This window comes from Ensifer adhaerens, assembly GCF_013283195.1.
Classification (GTDB): Bacteria; Pseudomonadota; Alphaproteobacteria; order Rhizobiales; family Rhizobiaceae; genus Ensifer; species Ensifer adhaerens_G.
Genome location: NZ_JABEKT010000001.1, coordinates 2,809,186 through 2,828,315, shown reverse-complemented (window position 1 = coordinate 2,828,315; position 19,130 = coordinate 2,809,186). Strand labels below are relative to the sequence as shown.

Genomic DNA, 19,130 nt, shown 5'->3' with positions numbered 1-19,130 from the left:
CAGAACGATGACGCTGCGAACCGCGCTCAGGAAAAGCGCCTTGATTACGATACCTGTATTGTTGCTGGCGGGCTGTGGGACTTCGGGGCCGAAAAATGTCGCGGGCCTTAGGAGCGTCGTCGGCACCGACCTGATCGGTGCACGTGGCGCCACGTCGGCAGATCAGCGCAAGATCGACCGCACCGTCGTCGGCCTGTGCGCCGCGGCTGTCTGGTCAAAGGCCGATTGCGTAAGGCATGGGGGACAGCACAATGTATCCGGCTGAAACCGATGTGAGCGTTCATCGCCAGCTTGGCGAACTGGTCGCCGGCATGCGCGGTCTGCAGGAATCGATCCGCCGGATCGAAGAGGGCGCGCAACGCGCCGAGGACAAGGCGACGAGCAGCCGGGCTGGTGTTCATCAGCGGATGGACCAACTCGTCGACCGCGTCGGCGATCTCGAGGCTTCGGTCTCGACGCTCGGTGGTGACGTCGCGGAGATGAAACCGGTGACCGACGACGTCAAGCGCTGGAAGCTGATGGGTATTGGCGCGCTCGGGGTCACCGGCATTGCGGCGATGGCGTTGGGGGTGAGTTTTGCCGAAGGGATCCGGCGGCTCGTGTTTGTCATTGTCGGGAAGGGATGATTGTGTCGGCCATCAACCCGAACGGCACAGGACCTGCTGCCCTTTTTGCTGCACCAGTCCGGTGTGAAGGCAGGAGACGCGCCGCCTCGGTGAATTTCTCAGGGCTGGTTGGACTTGCCCGAAGCTAAGACGGCCCTTAAAAAAGTGCGGCGGCCGGATCCCGGAGATCGCGATGCGCCTTAGTGGAGCGTCTGCACGGGATGTTCTGTAAACGTCTGGATCCCATCACGCTCGATCGTGGCGATGAACTCTTCATAGGCTTCGCGGTCGGTGGGGAACGAATCTTCCCAGACGGTGGAGTAACCTTCCTCGTCGATCACCTCGAGGGTCCAGTCGAGATTGGAGCCCGTCGGGCGCGAGATGCGGATATGGACGACGACATCGTCGTCGGCAAACTCGCCGGACAATTCCGAAAGCTCGAGGTCTTCTTCTGTTTGGGTCATGAGCGTTTATAACATGTCCTGAGTGCGCGAACCAATCTTGTGACGGCTCCCGGGCCTTGCCTCTCTGCTGAGGCTGCATCTGCGCAGCCGGGCGGGCGGGATCGTTTGACATCTTGATAGGCCGAAAGGCGGTTACCATACAATAGGATAGGTGCGGCCGGGGTTGCTTAGCAACCCCGGCCGCTTTTGTGCGTCGTCAGGTGGCAACAGCGAGGCGGACGGCTGATCGCCTCGGACATCGGGCGCCGACAACCCTTTCGCCTCTGCGGCGTCACTGCGTGGGCGTCGGTGACCATGGTGCGCTTCCGCACTCGAACCACATTGCGCGCTCGCACAAGGCTGCCTCGCTACGGGTGCCGGAGCGAAACTCGCCGATAATGAACTTTGCCAGGCGATCGGCGCGGTCGTCGCTGCGCGGCATCCCCGCGGCAAGACAGGCTGTGTCCAGGACCCGTTGGAGCATGGCAATTTCCGCTGGGCTGAACGCACAATCCAGGTTCTTGGCAAGATGCCCGGAATGATGACGATGCATTTGAACCTCCCATATGCGGCGGCGGCAGCACCTACTTTGCCTTCCCGGCATCTGTCGGCGCGCACGCACGTATCAATCGGTCGAGGTCCGCCTTATAGGGTCCGTATTTCGCGAAAAGCTCGCGGGCTTCCAACGGCGGTAGGCCGGATGCGGTGATAAACTCCTCCAGATCGTATCGCGTGTTCCAGTTTTTGACGACCCGGCTGAACTGTCCTTTCGTGTCCGATGCAAACATGATGAACCTCCTGTATTGCAGGTTAGAATTCGCGACGCGAACGGTGGTTCCAATACGTCGAAAATTCCGCCTTCAGCTGCGGCTTCAAATCGCCCGCCAGTTGTGTTTAATAGCCGAGCGGCTTGCGGTCGCCGGATCGATGGCGCTCATCGATCGGTTCAATTCCGGGAGAATGCCTTTGATTTCCGTTGCCATCCTCGAGATCTCACCGGCTGCGGCGGTGGAGAGGACAGCCTTTGTGACTAGAATGACGGTCTAGGCGCGCTTTCTCCGCTCGGCTTTGGAGCGCCACCTTCGTGGCGTGCCTGCTGCACAACCCCATGGATCGGGATCGATCCACAAGGGAAATATGCAGAAAAATTAGAACGTTACGGCAAGCCTTCGCATCAGGTGCGGCGGGCTGCGCTGTAGTGTGGGATTGAACATGATAATCGAAGCGACTGAAAGTGACTTTGACGCACTGCTGAGCGGCATTGCGCCGCGACGCCTGCGACTGGTGCCGGATAGCCCGATTGCGGCTGCCGACGTGCTGCAGATGCTGGCCGATCTTGCCAACGGGGTCCGTGCGCATTTCTCCCCTTCCGCCTGGATGATCGTAGAAGGCGGCGAAATCGTCGGCCTTTGCTCGGTCGTTCGAATCCCGGAAGGGGGCGAACTGCACATCGGCTACGGCGTCGCGCCGGCCAGGCAGGGGATGGGGGCGGCCACGCGTGCTGTGGGCTTGCTGCTGGCGGAAGCGCAGCGGGATACCCGTATTTCGGCGGTCTCAGCCGAGACCTCGATCGACAATATCGCCTCCCAACGGGTACTCGAACGCAACGGGTTCCAGCGTATCGGGGAACGTGTGGATGCGCAGGATGGTCTCGTGATCTGCTGGAAGGCGGTCACGGCTTGACAACACGTTGGATCGGCCGGGGTTGCTTTGCAGCCCCGGCCGTTTTTGCGCGCCTGGAGGGCTGCTCGCGGCGTTCGTTACCGTCCGGTGGTTGAGTGTCCCATTGTCCCGGATAGCTTCTCAGCTGGCGCATTCGGAGAAATTTCGATGGTAGGCCAGAAATAACCACACTCGGCCCGTTGCAGTTGTGGTCCTCTCGGCAAGAGTGGCATAGAATGGCTCATTACACATCTTGAATGCGGTCTCGTTTATCCACGGAGAGGCCGCATTTTTTTGTGGGTCTTCAGGTGGGCACGCACGAGTGGTTTCAAGTGACCCGCATTGAGCCCTTGTTTCCACTCAGGTCATTGCACAAAAACCGGTAATCGCTTGGCGCGACGTGCTTCAGTGGTAACTCGGATTCCGTCGGCCCGGTCTGGCGACCCAGATCTCGACCGTTTCCAACTCTTCCGTATTTACCGCTATCCGGCGCCGTTCGCGCCACAACGCGCATTCCAGCAGCGTCCGTTCGTCGATGTTGCCGATGCGAAACTCATCCATGATGAACTTGGCCAGCCGCTCGGCCCGCTCGCCGCGGCGTGGCACGCGCGCCGCAAAGCAGGTAGCGTCAAAAACCCGCTGCAGCATTTCGATATCATCCGGACTTAACTGTCTGCCCGAAGCTTGCGGGAGATCATGCATTCGAACCTCCTTCATGGACGTCCATAGCCAGTTCCGAAGGGAGACAAGATACATCAGCTGGAATTGCAGGCAATATGGGAATATTCGCCTGCGGCTGCCGCACTGAGGGGCTGAAGCGAGGTGACCGGCAGCGTTTGCCGCGGTGCCGACCGGATGCGCGCACGATCGTTCAAGATCGGTGCAGGGGGGCCGGTGCATGTTGGCGCATCAATCGAACGAGGAACATGACGATGGATGGGATCGACACGACCGACCGCAAGGCGATCAATTTTACCGAAAAGCTCGAAAGGATAACCGATCTGTGGCAGCCACGGGTGATTGCCGAGATGAACGATTATCAGTTCAAGCTTGTTCGTATCGAGGGCGACTTCGTCTGGCACGACCACCCGGAGACGGACGAAACGTTCATCGTGCTTGAGGGCGTCCTGCGGATCGATTTTCGCGATGGCGCCGTGCGGATCGGCCCAGGCGAGATGTTCGTGGTTCCCAAAGGGGTCGAGCACAAGCCGTTTGCCGAAAACGAGGTGCGGCTGCTGCTGATCGAGCCGCGGGGCGTGCTCAATACCGGTCATGCCGGTGGCGACCGCACCGCCGAGAACGATCGCTGGATTTGAAGCATGTCGCGCAAAAGTGTGTCGCGGTTTTGCGATAACGACATGCGCAAAAACAAGAACTTAAAGCGCGCCAAGCGAATCTGAAAGATCGCGACGCGCTTTAGATGCGGCGCATGGCACACCTGATCGTTTCGCTGTGTCGCGACAGGTGATCGCGCGGACCGGACGGAAACCCCGAAGTTTCGAGGAGCCGGTCGGGGGGGCGGAGAGGCATGCGCCGGCGATGCTCCGCGGCTGCGCGCAACTGCAATGCTGGTGTAATGAAATCAGTCGAGTTTGCCGTCAATGCTCCAACGATGAGGATTGGCGTTATCCCATGTGTCTTCTCAAGATCGGTCTACTGGCGTGTCACCTGCTCGGGGTGTCATCGCAAAGCGATCACAGCCGCTTGGAAGAGAGCGCCAGTGATCGCTTTGCGCTCGAGCGGCAGCTCGTCCAGTACCGCTCGCTGCCCTGCCGTGACGGGCGCAACGGCGATCGTCATGACCATAGCTGCGATGAACTGGCGAAACCGTACTCTCGCCGAGACGAGGATTAGGCGTGGCGTGAACAGCGCGCGATGCCGCGCCCTTCGATTTCCAGCACAAGTGGTCAAACGATATGATTTTTCATCACGACAGCTTTTCATCGCCGCTGCGATACACAGCCTCCATCCTGCTGTGGCCTGCGCTCTACGTCGGTGGCCTGGCCGCGACCGGGTTGGCTTTTGCCACATCGTCGCCGGTGCTCTGGTTCAATGTCGTCTACCTCTCGGTGGTGGCGATCATTGCGCTTTTTGAACGTCTCATGCCTTACGAGCCGGCCTGGCTCGCGCCCGACGGCGAGACGCTGAACAATCTCGGTCATACATTGCTGACGAAGGGGATCGTGCAGATTGCCGCGGCCTTCGGCGCTTCGTTCCCATTATTGGTCGCCATCTTCGCGCAGCCATTCTTCGGTTCGCAGCCGCATATCTGGCCGGCGCACTGGTCGACGATCTCCCAGGTGGTGCTCGGGCTGGTGATTGCCGAGTTCGGGCTCTATGCCGCCCACCGACTGGCGCATGAGCGGCTTGGCCTCTGGCGTTTCCACGCGTTGCATCACAGCGTGACGCGGCTTTGGGTGCTCAACACCGGGCGGTTCCACGTCATCGATTCCCTGATCAAAGTGAGCCTTGGCCAGTTGCCGCTCTACCTGCTCGGGGCGCCGCTGCCGGTGTTTCTGTGGATCGGTGCCGTCACCGCCTTCACCGGCCTTCTGACCCACTGCAATGTCGAGATGCGCACCGGCCCGCTCGACTGGATCTTCTCGACGCCGAGGCTTCATCGCTGGCACCATTCCAAGGATCTGGCTGAGGGCAACAGCAACTACGGCGAAAACATCGTGCTTTGGGACCAGCTGTTCGGCACCTACTTCAATCCTGATCGGCCGTCCTCCACCGATATCGGCATTACCGGCAAGGTGTCGCGTAGCTTCGTCGGCCAACTGGTGCAGCCCTTTTCCAAGAGCGGAGCGCGACAGATCCTGGGGCGAAAGCCGAGCGCCGACTAAAGGCGCCCGCAAGCCCAGTGATATCGCCGCGGTGCCGTTCAGGCGGGTAGGGCGCCGGCAAGATCTGCCGTGGCCGGACGACGTCCGCCGTCCGATACAGAGAAGCGCAACCGATATTCCCTGGGCGACAGGCCGAGGATCTTGCGGAAGATCTTGCGGTAGGCGTTGGTGTCGTCGTAACCGCTCTGCCAGGCGACCTGCTCGATCGACAGGTGCGAGCGCTCCAGGAGGTCGCGCGATTTGGCGATCCTCAGCCGCTGGCAGTATTCCGTCGGGTTGAAACCGGTCGCCTTCTGGAAACGCCGGAGGAAGGTGCGGTCGCCGAGGCCTGCGCGCTCGGCCATCAACTGCAGGGTCACGCCCTTGGTGTTGGCGCCGTGCAGCCAGTGCTGGATTTTCAGGATGATGCTGTCGCCGTGGTCGAGCTTCGGGGCAAAGACGCTGTAGTAGCTCTGCTCGCGGGCGCCTGGATCGATGATCATGAAGCGGGCCGTTGCCAGCATCACGTTGGTTCCGAGGAACCGGTCCACGAGTTTCAGCCCCAGGTCGATCCACGCCATCATGCCGCCGGCGGTGATGATATCGCCTTCGTCGATCAACAGCTTGTCGGTGTCGATGCGCACGTCGAGGTAGCGGTCGGCGATCAGGTCCTGGTGCGACCAATGAGTGGTGATCGTGCGACCGGCGGCAAGGCCCGATTCTGCCAGCAGATAGGCGCCGCCGCAGACCGAGCAGATGGTGGTGCCGGTGGCATGCTTTTCACGCACGAAGGCGGGCAGCTGACCCATGCGTCCGCCTACGGGCAGCTCCGCCAGCGTCGGGGGCAGGATCAGCGCGACGAGACCGGAGGAGGGCCCGGGGTGGGTGTCGAGGGTCTTTTCGACCGAGCCGTCGTCCTGAAGCTGCCAATGGGTGACGCGGATCAGCGGCGCGCTTGCACCACCCTGTTCGGTCGCCTGCATGCCGGCCACCTGGAACATGTCGGTGAGCCCATGGACGGCGGACTTCAGCGCGCGGGGATAAACGACGATGCCGATCTCCGCCGGTTCGCTTCCGGGTGGTTTTGTCACTTCTGCCCCCATCGTTGTCAGCTTTGCCGGTCGAGAGGTTAGGCCGCTCGTTCTATCAATTCAACCAGCGCTCCGGAACGGAGAGAGCAGATCAACCGAGATGGAAGAGGGCAGGACAATGATTGAAGCAAAAGCAGTTTCCACCGCAGTCTCCACCGGCCTTTCGCGCCGCACAGTTCTTTCGGCCGCCTTTGGCGCCGCAGCGACCGCCGCGGCCGTCCCGGCCGCCATTCGTCCGGCGAAAGCCGAAACCACACCCGCCAGCACAAGCACGACACTGGGAGCAACCACCATGGGCAGCCGCATCATCACCCGCGATGGCGTCGAGATCTACTACAAGGACTGGGGCTCGAAGAATGGCCCGGTGGTCGTGCTCAGCCACGGCTGGCCGCTGTCGTCGGATAGCTGGGAGGCGCAGGCATTCCACCTCGCCAACAACGGCTTCCGTGTCATCACCCATGACCGTCGCGGCCATGGCCGCTCCTCCCAACCCTGGGACGGCAACGATATGGATCACTATGCCGACGATCTCGCCGACCTGATCAATGCGCTTGATCTCAAGGACATCTTCCTCGTCGGCTTTTCCACCGGCGGCGGCGAGATCACCCGCTATATCGGCCGGCATGGCACGAGCCGCGTCGCCAAGGCCGGGCTGATCTCGGCAGTGCCGCCGCTGATGGTCAAGACCGACAAGAACCCCGGCGGCCTGCCGAAGGAGGTGTTCGACGGGCTGCAGGCGGCGAGCCTGAAGGATCGCTCCAAGCTCTATCGCGATATTGCCTCCGGTCCGTTCTTCGGGTTCAATCGGCCGGGTGCCGTTGCCTCGCAGGGCATGATCGACAGCTTCTGGCTGCAGGGCATGATGGGCGGGCACAAGAACACCTATGACTCGATCGTCGCCTTCTCGCAGACCGATTTTACCGAAGACCTGAAGAAGTTCGACGTGCCGACGCTGATCATCCATGGTGACGACGACCAGATCGTGCCGATCGATGCGGCCGCCCGCGCTTCGAAGACACTGGTTCCGAGCGCCACGCTGAAGGTCTACCCCGGCGCGCCGCACGGCATCACAGACACCCACAAGGATCAGCTCAACGCCGACCTGCTCGACTTCGCCCGGTCCTGACCCCTGACGCCGGCCGGTGCCGCCGAAACGCACCACTGGCCGGTAGCTCTTCCTCGAAACCAGAAGGAACCGATCCATGACCCGCATTGACGAGAAGACCTCTAGCCTCAACCGCCGCTCCTTTCTCGCCGGTTCGGCCGCTGGCGCTGCCTTGCCGTTGCTGCCGAAGGGTGTCTACGCCGCCGACACCCACCGCTTCAGCCACGGAGCTTTCGATATTTCTGTCGTCAGCGACGGCTTCCTGACCCTGCCGGTCAGCATCGTGTTGCCGGACGCAGCGCCCGAGGAGCGCGACGGCATCATGCGCCGGCTCGGCGGCACTCCGGAGGGCGCACCGTTCCACACCAACATTCCGGTGATCCGCACCGGCAGCGAAGTGATCGTCGTCGACAACGGATCTGGCGGCAATTTCCAGGCGAGCGCCGGCAAGCTTTCGGCCAATCTGGCAACGGCGGGCATCGATGCAGCCGCCGTGACCAAGGTGGTCTTCACCCACGTCCATCCCGATCATTCCGGCGGCACGGTCGGAACGGATGGCAAACTCACCTTTCCGAACGCGCAATATTTCGTCTCTGAGCGCGAATGGGCGTTCTGGACGAACCCGGATTACGAAAAGGCCATGCCGAAGGCGCTGCACGGCTTTGCGCGCGGCGCGCAGCGCGATCTCTTCGCGGTCAAGGAGCGGTTGACGCTGGTAAAGCCCGGCGACGAGATCGTCAGCGGCATGCAGGTGCTCGACACGCGCGGCCACACGCCCGGCCACATCTCGCTGGAGCTTGAAGGCGGCGACGGGCTGGTCATCTCGGGCGATGCGGCGACCAGCAACATCGTCTTCTTCGAACACCCGGACTGGCATTTCGGCTTCGATACGGACCCGGATCTGGCGCTGAAGACCCGCAAGATGCTGATCGACCGGGCAGCCACAGAGAAGCTGACGCTGCTCGGCTACCACTGGAGCTATCCCGGCATCGGTCGGGCCGAGCGGAACGGTGTGGCGTATCGTTTTGTCTCGGGGTCGTAAGGAGGGCGAGGGCGGCATCACTTAGTGGCGCCGCCCTTTGTCGTCAAAGCTGAAGCTCGCTGTCCTTGATGTCGCTGATGGGCGACAGCATTTCCAGCTTCAGCGGGCGAGCCTCGCGATCGTCGGCGGTGATGCGCGGCCAGTCGGGGTTTGCGAGCGCGCCACGGCCGAGTGCGATCATGTCGGCGCCGGTCTCCAGAACCTGTTCGGCCCTGGCGAGTTCGTGCAGGCTGCCATTGGCGATAACGAACAGATCCGGCGCATGCTGGTGGGCAAGAGACACCAGCGACTTGCCGCCGTCCGAAAAGGCCGGTTGCCACGCTTCGAACTCGGTCAGGTGCACGAAGTCGGCGGGGCTGGCGGCGAGTGCCTTGAAGACCACGGCAGCACCTTCTACGCCCTCGGTCCATTTGTGCTTGTTGTCGTTGACCTTGGCCTGGGAGAGCCGGATGCCGACAGGCACTGCGTTGCCGACCGCATCGCGAACGGCGTCGAGCACTGCGAGGCTCAGACCCAGCCGCTTGCCGATGTCGCCGCCCCAGCGGTCGTGCCGCCGGTTGGTGTAGTCGGTGAAGAACTGGTCGAGCAGATAGCCGTTGGCGCCATGGATCTCGATGCCGTCGAAGCCGGCGACATCGATGGCGAGCGTGGCGGCTTGCGCAAAGCCTGCTATCGCTTCCGCGATATCCGTCTCTTCCATCTCCCGCGGTACGGCGTAGAGACCCTCGCCGTGGTAGGAGACCATTTGCTGGCCCCTCGGTTGCAGGGCAGACGGTCCTACCGTGTCGCTGCGAAAGCGGTTGCCCTGGGCAAGCGCGCCGCCGTGCATGAGCTGGGCGAAGATGCGGCCGCCGGCGGCATGCACGGCGTCCACGACCGCCTTCCAGCCTTCCGCCTGCTCCGGGTCTGTAAGCCCCGGCTGGCCCTTATAGGTCTGCGCATAGGCCTTGTCGGTGTAAATGCCTTCCGTGGTCAGCAGACTGAACCCACCCCTGGCGAAGCGCTCGTAGTAGCGAACCATCCGTTCGGTCGGCACGCCCGTTGCCGTAGCGCTGATGCGGGTCATTGGCGCGACGGAAAGCCGGTTGGCGAAGGGGAGCCCTTTGAGCGCCGTTTCGGCCAGAGTCGGCGAGGCGACGGTGCTGTGCACGTTCATCTCAGCGTTCCTCAGTGAGCGCGATCGCCTCGATCTCGATCATCGCCTTCGGTGAATAAAGCGAAGAGACCTCGATGATGCTGTCGGCGGGATAGGGTGCAGAGAACCACTTGCGGCGCAGTTCGACGATCTTGCCGAAATTTTCCATCGAGCGCAGGAAGATCGTCACCTTCACCACCCTGGAAAGGCTGGAGCCGGCGGCGGTCAGCACCCGTTCGAGGTTGCGGAAGGCCTGCTCGGCCTGACGGTCGAAATCATCCTCGCCGACGATTTCGCCATCGTCGCCGATGGCCGCCTGGCCGGAGACGAAGACGAAGCCGTTGGCCTTGATCGCCTGCGACAAGAGGAAGGGGGCGTAGGGATCCGGCTTGGTGATGACCTGTTCGAGAAACATGGCAGTGTCCTTTCACGCGTGAGATTTTCTCAGCTCGGCGCTGTTGCCTTGGCTGTGGATCCCAATATGCTGGGGCGATCACGGGCTGACAAAGAGTGATTTCTCAGCCGATGGATGAATCTAGTTCACCTATGAGGATGGGATGAGGAAGTTGCCGCCGCTCGGTGCACTGAGGGTTTTCGAGGCGGCTGCCCGTCGGCTGAGCTTCAAGCATGCGGCGGAGGAGCTGAATGTTTCGGCGACCGCCGTCAGCCACCAGATCCGGCAGCTGGAGGAGATGCTTGAGGTTAAGCTCTTCGAGCGCGAGACGCGGCAGGTGCATCTCACCGCCGCAGGCAAGGCGCTGTTTCCGGTGTTGCGCGATGGTCTTGATCGTTTCGAGCAGACGATTGCCGATGTGCGCCGGCAGCAGGCGGGCAAGGTCGCGCGTCTTACCTCCACCGTTGCCTTCGTCGCCAAGAGGCTCGCGCCGCTTGCCGGTTCCTTCCGCGAAGCCTATCCCGACTGGACACTGCGGCTCGATGCCTCCAACCGCACGCTCGACCTCGAGGCGGATGCAGATGCTGCTATCCGGCTTGGCGGCGGGCACTATCCCGGCCTCGTTACTGAGGCGTTGTTTGCCGATCGCTTCGCGCCGGTCTGCACGCCGAGCCTTGCGCCGGCAAGCTTGGCCGATCTCAAACGGGCAACGCTCATTCACTTCGATTGGGGCCCAGCGCGCCGCAACGATCACCGCGCCCCCGTCTGGCGGCAATGGCTGGAGTGTGCGGGCGCCTCCGACGTCGATGCTAGCGCACGACTTTCCTTTACCGACGAGATCCACGCTGTCCAGGCGGCGGTCGCTGGGCAGGGCATCGCCCTCCTGAGCCTGACGCTCGTGGCGCAAGAGCTTGCCTCCGGCATTCTCGTCCAGCCTTTCGACCTGACGCTGGAGGGCGACCGCTACGACCTCGTCTACAGCCCGCGCATGGCCGAGCGGCCGGCAACGCAGGTGCTTAGGGATTGGGTGCTGGAGCAGTTCGAGGGCGGGAACCGTTGAAGCCCGCCTCGGACGCGGTCAAAGAGAGCGCGTGGCTGCGACAGCGCTCAGTCTCGGAGGATGGGTCGTGCGGCTGGTCGTCGCGCGAATGGTGAAGCTCAGTCGTCGAAGCCACCGAAGGCGTCGATGTTCCTCCAGCGGCGGCTGACGAGGCGCAGCGAGCGATCCGGTTCGATCACATAGGTCTCGAACACCTGACGGCCGAATTGATCGAAGAACTGGTGCGGGACGATGCTGCCGACCGGGGCTTTCTGCAGCTTGGTGCGCGGCTGGCCGCCATAGGTGATGCTGCCGGGGATGGGCTCGAGGTTCGGCGAGTAGCCATAGGTTTGGCCGCTTGCGGTGCAGCCACCGAGAAGCAAGGCAACGGTCAGGGCGGCAAGAGCGTGTTTCATGTCGACGATCCTCTGTCGTGCAGGAGGCGGAATGGATTTCTGCCCGCTGCCATACGCGACTCCCAGCAGGCGCGATCTATTCCGGCTTTCGCAGGCAATTCTCCAACACCTTTCTCTAAAGTGTAGCGCTCCAACGGGAATTTCCAAGTTGCGGGCATGCGATTGCCAGTGGTTGCAGCCATTTGATTGCGCGGAGATATACCTAGCCGCGGGCTTCCGGCTCTTCTTCTCGCGTGAGGCCATCGCGCAGCATCTGGACCTTCTTGTTGAGATCGATCATCTCCGGCACGCTAAAGCCCGAACGGCGGAGCAGCGTGTCGGTAAGGCACGCGGTCTTGGGGTGCAGTTCCTTGCCCTTGTCCGTCAGGAAGACCTCGACCAGTCGCTCGTCAGCCGTGCTTCTGCGTCTTGAAAGGAAACCTGCCGCCTCGAGCCGCTTTACGGCCGGCGTGATGGTGCTTGGCTCCAGGCCGAGCCGGTCGGCAATCGCCGATATGCTCAGGCCGTCCTGTTCCCACAGCGCACTGACGGCGAGATATTGCGTATAGGTCACGCCGAGCGCGTCGAGCATCGGCTTGTAGGTGCGGTTGATGGCGATCGCCGCCGCGTAGATCGAGAAGCACAATTGGCTGTCGAGTGGAAGTGGCGCCGGGGTGGTCATCGGTCATCTCCAGTTTTGTCCGTGGCTTTTCATGACCTTACCACGGAAATCATTATCGCGATAATAAAATACTGGACAGCTAATTCTATGAAGCGTATCTATTAATTATCGCGATAATGATTGTCACGCTAACAAATTAAGGAGTTGCGCAAATGTTGAAGAAGTCTCTGCTTGCCGCTGCCGCCTCGCTCGCACTGGCCGCCGCCGGTACCACCGCATTCGCCGCCGAGAAGGGGGCAAAGTCTGTCGTTCTGGTTCATGGTGCCTTTGCCGACGGCACCGGATGGAGGGGGGTCTACGACATCCTGAAGAAGGACGGCTACAAGGTGAGCATCGTCCAAAACACGACGACGTCGCTTGCTGCCGACGTTGCTGCCACCAAGCAGGCGATCGACAAGAGTGAGGGACCGGTCGTGCTGGTCGGCCATTCCTATGGCGGCGTCGTCATCAGCGAAGCCGGCACGCATGAGAAGGTCCAGTCCCTCGTCTACATCGCCGCCTTCGCGCCGGATAAGGGCGAGTCCGTCTCAACGCTGATCGCCAATCCGCCGGCCGGCGCGCCGGTGCCGCCGATCCTGCCGCCGGTCGATGGCTTCCTGTTCCTCGACAAGGCGAAGTTCGCCGCGTCCTTCGCCGCCGACGTCGATGCCGAGACGGCTGCCTTCATGGCCGATTCCCAGGTTCCGTGGGGTGTCGAGGCGCTCTCCGGTGCCGTGACCGAGCCGGCGTGGAAGACGAAGCCGAGCTACTATCTGGTTGCGGCCCAGGATCTCATGATCCCGCCGGCTGCGCAGCAGATGATGGCAAAGCGCGCAGGCGCCACTGTCGTCGAGGTGCCCGGCAGCCATGCGATCTATGTCTCCAACCCCAAGGCCGTTGCCGATCTCATCGAGAAGGCCGCGCAACCGGCCAACTGATCGCCGGCGCATCGCTACCTAGGCGTGACGGCCCAGGGCAGGGCCGGGAGAGGGGATTTCCCGGGCTGAGATTGCTGGCAAACCTTGAAAGGGCCGGTTTGACGGGAGGCTGATCCAGTTCCCCTCATTCCGGCCCTGTGCCGGAATCCAGCGGCCTGACGTCGGTCGGGTCAAAGTACCTTCAGCCCAAGGACTTGGTCTTGCTGCAGTTTCCCGTGACAGGCACGGGAATGAGGCAGGTCTTGGCGATGAAGCGCCTCGCATTTCCCGCTCATACCCAGATTTGTCGCCGCTGCGATTTCCGATCCGGCGAAACATGCGGTAGTCCTTGGCGAACTTCCACTCGGTTTGCGCGTTAGGCACTTGCGCCTCTCGGGCGATCCATCCCGCCGCCCAGCTTCTCTGCCCAACCCAGGTATTGCATGACCGCCGAACAGTCTCTCGCGTTTCTCGTCATCGGCGCCATGATGGCATTCTTCATCTGGGGGCGGTTTCGATATGACGTGATCGCCTGTTCGGCGCTGATGCTTGCGGTCGCGGTCGGCATCGTGCCCTACGATCACGCCTTCGACGGCTTCAGCGACGATATCGTCATCATCGTCGGCAGCGCGCTCATCGTCAGCGCCGGGGTGGCGCGCTCGGGGATCGTCGATGCGGCGATCCAGCGGTTTCTGCCCAATATCTCGTCGGTCAGGGCGCAGCTGGCGCTGCTGGTGATCACCGTCACCATCCTTTCCGCCTTCATCAAGAATATCGGGGCGCTCGCGATCATGATCCCGGTCGCGTTCCAGTTCGCCCGCCGCTCGGGCGTCACGCCCTCGGTGTTCCTAATGCCGATGGCCTTCGGTTCGCTGATCGGCGGGCTGATGACCCAGGTCGGCACCTCGCCCAACATCGTCGTGTCGCGGGTGCGGCAGGAACTGACGGGCGAGAGTTTTACGATGTTCGACTTCACCCCCGTCGGCGCCACGCTTGCGGCCATCGGCGTCGTCTTCCTGCTGTTTGCCTACAGGCTGGTGCCGCAGCGCACGAGCCAGCATGTCTCGGTGCAGGCGGCAATCGAGATCACCGATTACACCTCGGAAGCGGTGGTCGCGGCCGGCTCACCCGTCATCGGCAAGTCGCTAAGCCACCTCGTCAAGATCGGCGATGGCGGGGCCGTCGTCATTGCCGTGTTCCGACGCGGGCTTCATGTGGCGCCGCTGCCCGACATCAAGCTCGAGGCCGAAGACGTGCTGCTGCTCGAGGGCGGGCCGGATGCGCTCGACCGCATCGTCTCGCAGGCCAAACTGAAAATCTCCGGCGATCGTTCGCCGTCATCGAGCGAAAAGACCGGTGCCGAGATCGAGGCGGTCGAGGCGGTGATCAGCAGCGGCTCGCCGCTTGTCGGCATGTCGGCGCAGCGCCTGGCGCTGTTCAATAACCACAACATCAACCTGCTTGCCGTCAGCCGCCAGGGCGAGCGGCTGAAGCAACGGCTCGGTAGCATCCGCCTCAGGGCAGGCGATATCGTCGTGCTGCAGGGCGCGCGCCGCGAGCTGCCATCGTTCCTGCAGGATTTCGGCTGCCTGCCGCTGGCGCAGCGCGAGATCCTGCTCGGCACCATCCGTAAGGCGACGTTGCCCCTTCTCGTTCTGGCCGCTGCCATGGGCTCGACCGCCCTCGGCCTGGTGCCGATCCCGATCGCCTTCTTTGCCGCCGCCCTTGCCATGGTCATCTTCCGGATCATTCCGCTGCGTGACGTCTATCGCTCGGTCGACGGGCCGATCCTGGTGATGCTGGCGGCGCTGATCCCGGTCAGCGATTCCCTGCGCACGACAGGAGGAACCGATGTCATTGCCAGCTGGCTCGGCACGGTCGCAACCGGCCTGCCGCCCGCCGGCGCCCTGACGCTGATCCTGCTTGCGGCCATGGCCGTGACGCCGTTCCTCAACAATGCCGCGACCGTGCTTGTCATGGCGCCGATCGCCGCCAGCTTCGCGACCGCGCTCGGCTACCGGCCCGAAGCCTTCCTGATGGCCGTTGCTATCGGCGCCGGCTGCGACTTCCTTACCCCGATCGGCCATCAGTGCAACACCCTGGTGATGGGGCCAGGTGGCTACAGGTTCAGCGATTACCCGCGCCTCGGCCTGCCGCTCTCGCTCGTCATTGTTGTCGTCAGCATCCCAACGCTGATGCTGGCGTGGCCGCTGCGATAGATGGAAGAAGAGGGGCTTCAACCGGCGAATGTGCGCCGCCGGGCCAAAGGGCGTTGCTACCCAAGAACCGTAACCAGCACCGCACCCCAGAGCGCCAGCAGCACATTGCCGATTGCATAGCCAAGGCCGTAACCCAATGTCGGGACCTTGCTTCCCGCTGCCTCCTGCACGGCGGCCAGCGCCGGTGCCGAGGTGCCGGCGCCGCAGCAGGTGCCGGCGAGCAGGCCTTCGTTCATGCGGAAGACCCAGCGGCCGAGCGCGAGTGCGGCCAGGTGCGAAATCACGCAGATCAGCGCACTGGCAATAACGAGCGCCGGCCCCGACTGGACCAGGCCTGCCACGAAGCTCGGGCCGGCCGAAATGCCGACGCAGGCGATGAAGGCGCAGAGCCCGACACTGTCGAAGAACCAGAGCGTGGCCTCCGGCACGAAGCCGAAGGTGCGCCTGATCGAGCGTAGCCAGCCGGCGACGAGGCCGGCGACCAGCACGCCGACCGCGACGCCGAGGCCGATCTCCAGCGCGCCAAGCTTGAGGGCGGGAATGCCGATGAGGCCCCCGAGGAAGATGAAGACGCCGACAAAGACCATGTCGGTCGCCGTCGTCTCGCGGTCGGCATAACCAAGGAGAGCCGCCGCATCCTCGACATGGCGCCTCGCGCCGGCAATCGACATCACGTCGCCGCGACGCACGGTCAGCCCCGGGAAGATCGGGATCGTCTGGCCGGCGCGGAGGATCCCGCGCAGGAAGACGGAACGCGCTTCCGGTCGCTGGTTGAGCTGCCACAGGCGTTGTCCTGCGACCTCCTTGTTGGTCACGACGACGTCGAGAACCTCGACCGGGATATCGAGCAACTCGCGATCGTCGATCTCGGTGCCGATCCGGCTGGCATACTCCACCAGAAACCCGCGAAGCCCGGCAACGGCAATGACGTCGCCCACCTGCAGGCGCTCCTTGGCAGCGGGGGTGATGATCTCGCTGCCCCGGCGGATCTGTTCGATATAGGCCTTCTGCCGCTCGGGAACGCGTGCCTCCGCCTCCTGGACGGTGAGGCCGACAAGATTGTCGCCAACAATGAACGCGCGTGCCTCGATCTCGCGGCGTGCGCTGTTGCCGGTGTCGCTCGGAGTGATGTTGAGTTCTGCCTCGAGTTCGGCGCAGGCGTCCTTCAGGCTGCGGCCGAACAGTCTTGGCGCCAGTTGCGACTGCACGAGGATGGCGCTGACGACACCGACGAGATAGGCGACGGCAAAGCCGGTCGCGACAGCGGACTCGAACTGGCTGGCAGCTTCTGGCGTCGGTGCGGTCTTTCGGAACGTGTCGATGGCGACACCGACGGTTGCCGATTCCGTTGTCCCGCCGGCAAGCACGCCCGCCGCCGTTCCGAGATCGAAGCCGAAGAAGATGGAAAGAACGATCGCCACGCCAAGTGCCACGACGCAAAGCGTCACGGTGACGGCGATCTGCGGCAGGGCGTCGGCGTTGAGGCTTTGGAAGAACTGTGGGCCGGTGCGGTAGCCGATGGCGAAGAGAAAGAGCAGGAAGAACGCCTGCTTCACATCGTTCGAAAGCACGGCGCCGGTCTGGCCGATCAGCACGCCGGCCAGCAGGCAGCCGGTGACGGCGCCGACCGTCACGCCGGCGATGGTGATCTTGCCGACGGCATAACCGATGCCGAGCGCCAGGAACAACGCCAGTTCCGGATGAGCCCGCAGAATGCTGAACGCCTGTTCGACCACGTGACGATCCTTCGAGATTGAGCGCCGGACGCCGGTGGGCTGCGTGCCGAATGCAGATGGGTTTTCAACGATATGCGGCGCCTGAAGCCTTCGGTCGATTTTCGGACGCGCGGGAATGCGGCTCAGGAAACGAGGCGGTCAGGCGAGGCGAGCGGGTTGAAATCGCCGGCCGCCCAGAGGCGGCCGGCGCCTTTGGTGCATCAGCTGATCGGAATGCCCTTGGAAGCGCGATAGGCCTGGACGTAACCGCGCGCGACGGAGCGGACGGCAGTGCCGATCTGGGTATAGGCATCGTCGTTGAGATTGGCGAAGGAGACGCGTGCCGACCAGTTCGGCGCATCGAAACCAGAACCGTTCAAGAGAACGATGCCGTAGTCTTCGGCGAGCCGGAAGGGGATGTCGAGCGGGTGAATGTTCTCCTTCACCCAGGCGACGACATCTTCTCCGACATACTTGCGCAGCCAGAACTCGAAGTCGATGATGCCGTAATAGTGGTCGAAATAGATGCCGGGATTCGACTCGACGCCCATGCCTTCGATCAGGTTCCAGAACCGCTTCGTGCAGATGGCGATGCAAGCCTTCTGGTAGGCCTTCTCCACATCCATCAGCTCGACGAGGCCGAAGAGCGACATCATCACCTGTTGCGGAAGCGACAGGCCGGCGGTGTGGTTCAGCGCCACGTCGCGGCTGTCGGCGACGATGCGGTCAATGAACTTCACGTCGCGCGGCTTCGGCGTCATCGCCTTGTAGCGCTTTTCCAGGAGCTTCTGGATCGGCTCGCCATGGGCCTTGATCTTCTCGTCGAAGATGTTGTCCTGCGCCACCGCAATGACGCCGAGGCGCCAGCCGGTGCAGCCGAAATACTTCGAGTACGAGTAGACGCCGATCGTGTTGCGCGGCAGATGACCGAGCAGCGACTGGAAGCCTGGAACGAAGGTGCCGTAGACGTCGTCCGTGAGCACGATCAGGTCGGGGCGCTTCTTGGTGACGAGGTCGACGAGGCGCTTGATCGAATCCGGATCCATGGCAACGGCGGACGGGTTTCCGGGGTTCACCAGGAACAGCGCCTTCACCTTGGGGTTTTCGAGCGCCTTGATATCCTCGTCGGTAAACTGGAAGCGATCCTCCTGCTCGGCGCTGACATTGATGGTCTTGAGGTCGTAGTCCTCCAGTTCCGGCATTTCCAGATAGGGCGTGAAGATCGGCGTGCCGAGTGCGATCGTGTCGCCGGCGTTGAGCAGGCGGGCGTTCTTCAGCGCCTTGAAGATGTAGCACATGGCGGCGGTGCCACCTTCGACCGGGTAGAGGTCGAACGTCGCCTTGGGCCGGTGGCCGGCGCACATCGCCCACATCAGATATTCATGGGTGATGATCTCGTTGTGATGGAGCGCCCGGTCGGGCACTGGATAGTTGTCGCCGATGATGGAATCGGTGAGCTCGTGCACGAAGGCGTCCGCGTCGAAGTTGAAGGAGCGAATGGCGTATTCGACGGCGTCGGAAAGCGTCTTTGCCGGCAGTTCGCCTTCCTCCTCCTCGTCCCATTGGGCGGCCGCGTGGAGCTGTTTCTTGATCCACTTCTGGAACCGCTGATGCGCCCCATCGCGCGCCGGCATGCCTGCTACGCCCGCTTTGGGATCAAAGGAGGTGCGCTTGGCCTCTGTGATGGCGAATTGGCCAAGCAGGAAAAACGCTTCACGCGCCCTTGTCGCCGTCCAGTTCGGATTGCCGCGGCCGGCATTGAGGAATGCCGTGGCGGATTTCTGCGAGCTCGTCCTGGCAAGCTTGATCAGCTCGTCCTTGATTTCGAACGGGCTGAGATCGGATAGACTGTCGTAGAATTTTCTGTCCAACATGAATCACA

Annotated in this window: 21 protein-coding genes; 10 read left to right on the top strand and 11 right to left on the bottom strand. The window is 62.7% G+C overall.

Features of this window, described 5'->3' with window-relative positions; all coding sequences use genetic code 11:
- Positions 1-7 precede the first annotated feature (7 nt).
- Together LPJGGPFB_RS13455 and LPJGGPFB_RS13450 are read left to right on the top strand one after the other, a co-directional pair.
- Positions 8-265, top strand: a complete 258-nt coding sequence (locus tag LPJGGPFB_RS13455) for a hypothetical protein (RefSeq protein WP_173420363.1) — start codon at positions 8-10, stop codon at positions 263-265.
- Positions 252-626, top strand: coding sequence for a DUF1515 family protein (locus LPJGGPFB_RS13450; protein WP_173420362.1), 375 nt, complete (start codon positions 252-254; stop codon positions 624-626). Before LPJGGPFB_RS13455 ends, LPJGGPFB_RS13450 begins: the two co-directional genes overlap by 14 nt.
- A 179-nt stretch (positions 627-805) precedes the next feature.
- On the opposite strand, the gene LPJGGPFB_RS13445 is transcribed toward LPJGGPFB_RS13450, so the two are convergent.
- From LPJGGPFB_RS13445 to LPJGGPFB_RS13435, 3 genes are all read right to left on the bottom strand, one after another.
- Positions 806-1,069 (bottom strand): hypothetical protein, encoded by a 264-nt coding sequence (locus tag LPJGGPFB_RS13445; RefSeq protein ID WP_173420361.1) that lies wholly within the window; start codon positions 1,067-1,069, stop codon positions 806-808.
- A gap of 271 nt (positions 1,070-1,340) precedes the next feature.
- Positions 1,341-1,601 (bottom strand): hypothetical protein, encoded by a 261-nt coding sequence (locus LPJGGPFB_RS13440; RefSeq protein ID WP_173420360.1) that lies wholly within the window; start codon positions 1,599-1,601, stop codon positions 1,341-1,343.
- 31 nt (positions 1,602-1,632) lie between these two features.
- Complete coding sequence (locus tag LPJGGPFB_RS13435) at positions 1,633-1,836, bottom strand: hypothetical protein (RefSeq protein WP_173420359.1); 204 nt, start codon at positions 1,834-1,836, stop codon at positions 1,633-1,635.
- Positions 1,837-2,260: 424 nt separating this feature from the next.
- Between LPJGGPFB_RS13435 and LPJGGPFB_RS13430 the strand changes: the two genes are divergently transcribed.
- Positions 2,261-2,731, top strand: a complete 471-nt coding sequence (locus LPJGGPFB_RS13430) for a GNAT family N-acetyltransferase (RefSeq protein ID WP_173420358.1) — start codon at positions 2,261-2,263, stop codon at positions 2,729-2,731.
- Positions 2,732-3,115: 384 nt separating this feature from the next.
- On the opposite strand, the gene LPJGGPFB_RS13425 is transcribed toward LPJGGPFB_RS13430, so the two are convergent.
- Positions 3,116-3,412, bottom strand: coding sequence for a hypothetical protein (locus tag LPJGGPFB_RS13425; protein ID WP_173420357.1), 297 nt, complete (start codon positions 3,410-3,412; stop codon positions 3,116-3,118).
- Between the two features lie 230 nt (positions 3,413-3,642).
- Here LPJGGPFB_RS13425 and LPJGGPFB_RS13420 point away from each other — a divergent pair, with 230 nt between their 5' ends.
- Together LPJGGPFB_RS13420 and olsE are read left to right on the top strand one after the other, a co-directional pair.
- The gene (locus tag LPJGGPFB_RS13420) at positions 3,643-4,026 is read left to right on the top strand and encodes a cupin domain-containing protein (RefSeq protein WP_173420356.1); all 384 of its coding nucleotides are present in this window, start codon (positions 3,643-3,645) and stop codon (positions 4,024-4,026) included.
- Between the two features lie 600 nt (positions 4,027-4,626).
- The gene (gene olsE, locus LPJGGPFB_RS13415) at positions 4,627-5,556 is read left to right on the top strand and encodes an ornithine lipid hydroxylase OlsE (RefSeq protein WP_173420355.1); all 930 of its coding nucleotides are present in this window, start codon (positions 4,627-4,629) and stop codon (positions 5,554-5,556) included.
- Positions 5,557-5,594: 38 nt separating this feature from the next.
- Here the strand turns inward: olsE and LPJGGPFB_RS13410 are convergent, their stop codons facing one another.
- Positions 5,595-6,626, bottom strand: coding sequence for a GlxA family transcriptional regulator (locus tag LPJGGPFB_RS13410; protein ID WP_327795872.1), 1,032 nt, complete (start codon positions 6,624-6,626; stop codon positions 5,595-5,597).
- Between the two features lie 118 nt (positions 6,627-6,744).
- On the opposite strand from LPJGGPFB_RS13410, the gene LPJGGPFB_RS13405 reads away from it, so the two are divergent.
- Together LPJGGPFB_RS13405 and LPJGGPFB_RS13400 are read left to right on the top strand one after the other, a co-directional pair.
- The gene (locus LPJGGPFB_RS13405; RefSeq protein WP_173420353.1) at positions 6,745-7,752 is read left to right on the top strand and encodes an alpha/beta fold hydrolase; all 1,008 of its coding nucleotides are present in this window, start codon (positions 6,745-6,747) and stop codon (positions 7,750-7,752) included.
- 76 nt (positions 7,753-7,828) lie between these two features.
- Positions 7,829-8,773 (top strand): MBL fold metallo-hydrolase, encoded by a 945-nt coding sequence (locus LPJGGPFB_RS13400; protein WP_173420352.1) that lies wholly within the window; start codon positions 7,829-7,831, stop codon positions 8,771-8,773.
- 43 nt (positions 8,774-8,816) lie between these two features.
- Here LPJGGPFB_RS13400 and LPJGGPFB_RS13395 read toward each other — a convergent pair whose 3' ends face one another.
- Both LPJGGPFB_RS13395 and LPJGGPFB_RS13390 read right to left on the bottom strand, forming a co-directional pair.
- A complete protein-coding gene (locus LPJGGPFB_RS13395; RefSeq protein WP_173420351.1) occupies positions 8,817-9,929 on the bottom strand; it encodes an NADH:flavin oxidoreductase in 1,113 nt (370 codons plus the stop codon).
- 1 nt (position 9,930) lies between these two features.
- Positions 9,931-10,323, bottom strand: a complete 393-nt coding sequence (locus LPJGGPFB_RS13390) for a RidA family protein (RefSeq protein WP_173420350.1) — start codon at positions 10,321-10,323, stop codon at positions 9,931-9,933.
- A gap of 142 nt (positions 10,324-10,465) precedes the next feature.
- Here LPJGGPFB_RS13390 and LPJGGPFB_RS13385 point away from each other — a divergent pair, with 142 nt between their 5' ends.
- Positions 10,466-11,362: a LysR substrate-binding domain-containing protein gene (locus tag LPJGGPFB_RS13385; RefSeq protein WP_173420349.1), complete on the top strand. Its 897-nt coding sequence runs from the start codon at positions 10,466-10,468 to the stop codon at positions 11,360-11,362.
- 98 nt (positions 11,363-11,460) lie between these two features.
- Here the strand turns inward: LPJGGPFB_RS13385 and LPJGGPFB_RS13380 are convergent, their stop codons facing one another.
- On the bottom strand, positions 11,461-11,757 hold the full coding sequence (locus LPJGGPFB_RS13380; protein ID WP_173420348.1) for a hypothetical protein: 297 nt from the start codon (positions 11,755-11,757) through the stop codon (positions 11,461-11,463).
- Between the two features lie 202 nt (positions 11,758-11,959).
- Positions 11,960-12,418 (bottom strand): MarR family winged helix-turn-helix transcriptional regulator, encoded by a 459-nt coding sequence (locus tag LPJGGPFB_RS13375; RefSeq protein ID WP_173420347.1) that lies wholly within the window; start codon positions 12,416-12,418, stop codon positions 11,960-11,962.
- A 152-nt stretch (positions 12,419-12,570) separates the two neighbouring features.
- Between LPJGGPFB_RS13375 and LPJGGPFB_RS13370 the strand changes: the two genes are divergently transcribed.
- Both LPJGGPFB_RS13370 and LPJGGPFB_RS13365 read left to right on the top strand, forming a co-directional pair.
- Positions 12,571-13,335: an alpha/beta fold hydrolase gene (locus LPJGGPFB_RS13370; RefSeq protein ID WP_173420346.1), complete on the top strand. Its 765-nt coding sequence runs from the start codon at positions 12,571-12,573 to the stop codon at positions 13,333-13,335.
- Positions 13,336-13,757: 422 nt separating this feature from the next.
- Complete coding sequence (locus LPJGGPFB_RS13365; protein WP_173420345.1) at positions 13,758-15,533, top strand: SLC13 family permease; 1,776 nt, start codon at positions 13,758-13,760, stop codon at positions 15,531-15,533.
- 56 nt (positions 15,534-15,589) lie between these two features.
- On the opposite strand, the gene LPJGGPFB_RS13360 is transcribed toward LPJGGPFB_RS13365, so the two are convergent.
- Together LPJGGPFB_RS13360 and LPJGGPFB_RS13355 are read right to left on the bottom strand one after the other, a co-directional pair.
- Positions 15,590-17,269, bottom strand: coding sequence for an aspartate-alanine antiporter-like transporter (locus LPJGGPFB_RS13360; RefSeq protein ID WP_173420344.1), 1,680 nt, complete (start codon positions 17,267-17,269; stop codon positions 15,590-15,592).
- Between the two features lie 200 nt (positions 17,270-17,469).
- Entirely contained in the window at positions 17,470-19,122 is a 1,653-nt protein-coding gene (locus tag LPJGGPFB_RS13355) for a bifunctional aspartate transaminase/aspartate 4-decarboxylase (protein ID WP_173420343.1), read from the bottom strand.
- Positions 19,123-19,130 lie beyond the last annotated feature (8 nt).